The organism is Pseudomonas edaphica (assembly GCF_005863185.1).
Lineage (GTDB): Bacteria > Pseudomonadota > Gammaproteobacteria > Pseudomonadales > Pseudomonadaceae > Aquipseudomonas > Aquipseudomonas edaphica.
On sequence record NZ_VBVZ01000598.1, the window covers coordinates 1 to 3,722 of the forward strand.

General features: G+C 58.6%; 4 protein-coding genes. All 4 read left to right on the forward strand.

Features of this window, described 5'->3' with window-relative positions; translation table 11 throughout:
* On the forward strand, window positions 1-117 hold a 117-nt coding region (gene yajC, locus FEM54_RS27270), incomplete at its 5' end, for a preprotein translocase subunit YajC (protein ID WP_477749741.1).
* A 62-nt stretch (window positions 118-179) separates the two neighbouring features.
* Complete coding sequence (gene secD / locus FEM54_RS27275; RefSeq protein ID WP_138453725.1) at window positions 180-2,051, forward strand: protein translocase subunit SecD; 1,872 nt, start codon at window positions 180-182, stop codon at window positions 2,049-2,051.
* 9 nt (window positions 2,052-2,060) lie between these two features.
* Window positions 2,061-2,975 (forward strand): protein translocase subunit SecF, encoded by a 915-nt coding sequence (gene secF / locus FEM54_RS27280; protein ID WP_017135940.1) that lies wholly within the window; start codon window positions 2,061-2,063, stop codon window positions 2,973-2,975.
* Between the two features lie 123 nt (window positions 2,976-3,098).
* On the forward strand, window positions 3,099-3,641 hold the full coding sequence (locus tag FEM54_RS27285) for a glycine zipper 2TM domain-containing protein (protein WP_017135941.1): 543 nt from the start codon (window positions 3,099-3,101) through the stop codon (window positions 3,639-3,641).
* Window positions 3,642-3,722 lie beyond the last annotated feature (81 nt).

Here is a 3,722-nt window from a genome sequence, read left to right on the forward strand (position 1 = left end):
ATCACCAAGGTTTCCGATGCTTTCGTGGTTCTGGAAGTCTCCGACACCGTAGAAATGAAGTTCCAGAAGGGCGCCATCGCCGCCACGCTGCCAAAAGGCACGCTCAAAGCGATCTGAGTAACAACCTTTACCAATCGACGGGGCGCGCAAGGCGCCCCGCGTTATAAGCGGGCGGCGTGATGCTGAACAAATACCCTCTGTGGAAATACGTACTGATCCTGGCGGTGCTGGCGATCGGTTTTATTTATTCCGCTCCCAATCTTTATCCTGATGACCCTGCGATCCAGATCACTGGCGCCAGCACTACGCTGCAGGTCAATCAGGCTGACTTGGACCGTGCGAGCAAAGCGCTCACCGACGCCGGTATCCAGGTAAAAGCGGCAACCTTGGCGTCTGATGCGAAAGGCGGTTTGTTGCGCCTGACCAAGGCCGAAGACCAGTTGCCGGCCAAAGACGTCGTGCGCAAGGCCATGGGTGATGACTACGTTGTCGCGCTCAACCTCGCACAGACCACGCCAAAATGGCTGCGCAGCATTGGCGCGCACCCGATGAAGCTGGGTCTGGACTTGTCCGGTGGTGTGCACTTCCTGCTGGAAGTCGACATGGACAAAGCCCTCGACGCGCGTCTGAAAGTTTACGAAGGCGACGTGAAGAGCCTGCTGCGCAAAGAGAAGGTGCGTTATCGCAGCCTGCCGCAGCTCAACGGTGCCATCCAGCTGGGCTTCTCTGATGAAGCGACCCGCGAACAGGCCCGTGCCCTGGTGCGCAAGAACTTCAATGATTTCGACATCGTACCGGCTGACCTGAATGGTCAGGCTGTGCTGCGTCTGGCGATGACCCCGGCCAAGATCGCGGAAATCCGCGAATACTCCATCAAGCAGAACTTGACCACGGTACGTAACCGCGTCAACGAGCTGGGTGTGGCTGAGCCGATCGTGCAGCGTCAAGGCGCCAACCGCATCGTGGTTGAACTGCCAGGCGTACAAGATACCGCTGAAGCCAAGCGTATCCTGGGTAAAACCGCCAACCTGGAATTCCGTCTGGCGGCTGAGCCGGGTGCGACTCGCGCGACTGCCGAAGAATTCGAGTTCCGTGAAGGCAACCGTCCTCCAGCGCTGATCGAGCGTGGCTTGATCATCACCGGTGATCAGGTGACTGACGCCAAGGCGGGTTTCGATTCGCAGCACGGTACTCCGGAAGTGAACATCCGTCTGGATGGCCATGGCGGTGACCTGATGAGCCGCGCCACGCGCAGTAACGTCGGTCGCAGCATGGCGGTGATCTTCATCGAGCAACGTCCGGTCACCACCTACACCAAACAAATGGTCGACGGTGTCGAGAAAGACGTGCCGGTGCAGACCTTCAAGGAAGAGAAGAAAATCATCAGCCTGGCGACCATCCAGTCGCCGCTGGGTGCTCAATTCCGCATTACCGGCCTGAATGGCCAGGGCGAATCTTCCGAGCTGGCACTGCTGCTGCGTGCGGGTGGCCTGGCGGCGCCGATGTACTTCGCTGAAGAGCGCACCATTGGCCCGAGCCTGGGTGCCGACAACATCACCAAGGGTATCGATGCGGCCTTGTGGGGCATGCTGTTTGTGTCCTTGTTCATCATCGCCATCTACCGCTTCTTCGGCGTCATCGCCACCGTGGCCCTGGCGGGCAACATGGTGATGCTGCTGGCACTGATGTCGCTGCTGGGCGCAACACTGACCCTGCCAGGTATCGCCGGTATCGTACTCACCATGGGTATGGCCGTAGATGCCAACGTACTGATCTTCTCGCGTATTCGTGAAGAGATCGCGGCGGGCATGACCGTACAACGTGCAATCAACGAAGGCTTCGGCCGGGCATTTACCGCCATTCTCGACTCCAACCTGACCCCTCTGCTGGTCGGCGGGATTCTCTTTGCCATGGGCACCGGCCCGGTCAAAGGTTTTGCGGTGACCATGTCCCTCGGTATCTTTACCTCGATGTTCACGGCCATCATGGTGACCCGCGCAATGGTCAACCTGATCTTTGGCGGACGTGACTTCAAGAAGTTGTGGATTTAAGGGGCTGCCATGTTACGTACAATCAACTTCATGGGCGTTCGCAACATTGCGTTCGGCGCCACAGTGCTCCTTACCGTTCTGGCGTTGTTCAGCTGGTTCCATAAGGGCCTGAACTACGGTCTGGACTTTACCGGCGGTACGCTCATCGAGCTGACCTACGAGAAGCCGGCCGACGTCACCCTGGTGCGCAGCGAGCTGGTCAAGGCCGGCTATCACGAAGCCATCGTGCAGAGCTTTGGTGCTACCACCGACCTGCTGGTGCGTATGCCGGGCGAAGATCCGCAGTTGGGTCATCAGGTAGCCGAAGCCTTGCAGAAGGTCGGCGGTGACAACCCGGCGTCGGTCAAGCGCGTCGAGTTCGTAGGCCCGCAAGTGGGTGAAGAGCTGCGCGACCAGGGCGGTCTCGGCATGCTGATGGCGCTGGCCGGCATCATGGTCTACCTGGCGTTCCGCTTTCAGTGGAAATTCGGCGTCGGCGCCATTGTGTCGCTGATCCACGACGTAATCGTCACCGTGGGTATCCTGGCGTACTTCCAGATCACCTTCGACCTGACGGTGCTGGCGGCGGTGTTGGCGATCATTGGTTACTCGCTCAACGACACCATCGTGGTATTCGACCGGGTTCGTGAGAACTTCCGCGTACTGCGCAAGGCTACGCTGGTCGAGAACATCAACATCTCCACCACTCAGACCCTGCTGCGGACCATGGCGACGTCGATCTCCACCTTGCTGGCGATTGCTGCACTGATGATCTTCGGTGGCGACAATCTGTGGGGCTTCTCCCTGGCACTGTTCATCGGCGTTCTGGCGGGTACCTACTCGTCGATCTACATCGCTAACGTGGTGCTGATCTGGCTGAACCTCAACAGCGAAGATTTGATCCCGCCTGCCGCTACCGGCAAGGAGGTCGACGACCGTCCTTGATGGGCGTTCGTTGATACGCTGTTACAAAGAAGGCACGAGTATTGAACTCGTGCCTTTTTTTTTGCTCCAAGGCTGGGTATAGCGCGGACGTTTCGGTCCGCTTGTGATGGTCAGGAGGTTCACGTGAACAAGTCGTTACTGGTTGGTGCGGTATTGGGTGCTGTCGGTGTGACTGCCGGGGGTGCTGTTGCCACCTACAGCCTGGTAAAAAGCGGCCCTGAGTATGCGCAAGTGCTGGCAGTGCAGCCGGTGAAAACCCAGATCAAAACCCCTCGTGAGGTCTGCAAGGACGTCACCGTGACCCGGCAGAAGCCGGTGCAGGATCAACACCAAATCGTCGGCACCGTGGTTGGCGCGCTGGCCGGTGGCTTGTTGGGCAACCAGGTCGGTGGCGGTAATGGCAAGAAGCTGGCTACTGTAGCCGGTGCTGTCGGTGGCGGTTACGCCGGTAACAAGGTGCAGGAAGGTATGCAGAACCGCGATACCTACACCACCACGCAGCAGCGTTGCAGCACGGTCAACGATATCAGTGACAAGGTTGTGGGTTATGACGTGCGCTACAACCTGGACGGTAAGGAAGGTTCGGTACGTATGGACCGTGATCCGGGCGGCCAGATTCCAGTGGATAAGGAAGGTCGTCTGATCCTGGGTCAGAACCAGCAATAAGTCTGACATCAATCCAAGTGTGGGAGCTGGCTTGCCTGCGATAGCGGTGGGTCAGTAACCCATTAGCTAGCTGGTAGACCG

Excerpts from the sequence above, each read along its gene's own strand:
- secD (WP_138453725.1), top strand. The coding sequence starts at position 180 with ATGCTGAACAAATACCCTCTGTGGAAATACGTACTGATCCTGGCGGTG.
- secF (WP_017135940.1), top strand. The coding sequence starts at position 2,061 with ATGTTACGTACAATCAACTTCATGGGCGTTCGCAACATTGCGTTCGGC.